Below are 1625 nucleotides of genomic sequence, written 5' to 3' on the forward strand. Positions count from 1 at the left end.
ATGACCGAGATCGAACGTGAATCGATGGATTATGATGTTGTGATTGTGGGGGCTGGGCCTGCTGGTTTGTCCGCTGCGATCCGTCTTAAGCAGTTGGATGCCGATCTTGAGGTTGTGGTTCTGGAGAAGGGGTCCGAGGTTGGCGCGCATATTCTGTCGGGCGCGGTTCTGGACCCTTGCGGTCTGGAGGCCTTGATCCCGGACTGGAAGGAAAAGGGCGCGCCCCTGAACACCGAGGTCACCAAGGACAACTTCTATATGCTGGGCGAAGGCGGTCAGATCCGCATCCCCAACTGGCCGATGCCGCCTTTGATGAACAACCACGGCAATTACATTGTCTCGATGGGCAATGTCTGCCGCTGGATGGCCGAGCAGGCCGAAGCCCTGGGCGTGGAAATCTTCCCCGGCATGGCCTGTTCTGAACTGGTGTATGGCGACAATGGCGAGGTCAAAGGCGTGATCGCCGGCGAATTCGGCAAGGCTCCCGATGGCACGCCTGGACCGGGCTATGAGCCGGGCATGGTGCTGAACGGCAAATACGTGATGCTGTCCGAGGGCGTGCGCGGGTCCTTGGCCAAAGAAGTCATCGCCAAATACGACCTGTCGGCTGGCAAAGAGCCGCAAAAGTTCGGCCTGGGCATGAAAGAGATCTGGGAGGTCGACCCGGCCAAGCACCGGATCGGCACCGTGACCCACACCATGGGCTGGCCGCTGGGCAGCAATGCCGGGGGCGGCTCGTTCATCTATCACCTGGAAAACAATCAGGTGTATGTCGGGTTCGTGGTGCACCTGAACTATGAAAACCCGCATCTCTACCCCTACATGGAGTTCCAGCGCTTCAAGCATCACCCGATGGTGGCCGAGCTGCTGAAGGGCGGCAAGCGCGTGGCGTATGGCGCGCGCGCGATTTCCGAGGGCGGCTATCAGTCGATGCCCAAGATGGTGGCGCCGGGTGTGGCACTGCTGGGCTGTTCGGTTGGCATGGTCAACGTGCCGCGCATCAAGGGCAACCACAACGCCATGCTGTCGGGCAAAGCGGCGGCCGAGGCGGCCCATGCGGCGCTTAAAGACGGGCGTTCGGGCGACGAGCTGACAGCCTATGAGGACGAGGTGCGCGGTGGCGCCATCGCCAAGGATCTGAAGCGCGTGCGCAACGTCAAGCCGCTGTGGTCCAAGCTGGGCATGTTGCCCTCGTTGATGTTGGGTGGGCTCGACATGTGGGTCGCCAATATCACCGGCTGGAACCCGTTTGGCACGATGAAACACGGCAAAACCGATGCGGCGGCCACGGGCGAGGCGTCGAAGTTCAAGGAAATCGACTACCCGAAACCCGATGGGGTGCTGTCATTTGACCGCCTGACCAACGTGTCCTTTGCGGCGACCAACCACGAAGAAGAGCAACCCTGCCACCTGCAACTGGCGGACCCCTCGATCCCGATCTCGGTCAACCTGCCCAAATACGCCGAACCGGCACAACGTTATTGCCCGGCAGGCGTCTACGAGGTGCTCGACGGCGACGACGGCCCGCGCTTCCAGGTCAACTTCCAAAACTGCGTCCACTGCAAAACCTGCGACATCAAAGACCCCAGCCAGAACATCAACTGGGTCACCCCGCAGGGCGGCGA

The 1625-nt window shown here is 61.2% G+C and carries 1 protein-coding gene; it reads left to right on the forward strand.

The window, feature by feature from the left end; genetic code table 11:
* Nucleotides 1-1625, forward strand: a 1625-nt coding sequence (locus ATO10_RS15765) for an electron transfer flavoprotein-ubiquinone oxidoreductase (protein WP_035253450.1), incomplete at its 3' end; no start/stop codon positions are given.

This window comes from Actibacterium atlanticum, from assembly GCF_000671395.1.
GTDB lineage: Bacteria > Pseudomonadota > Alphaproteobacteria > Rhodobacterales > Rhodobacteraceae > Actibacterium_D > Actibacterium_D atlanticum.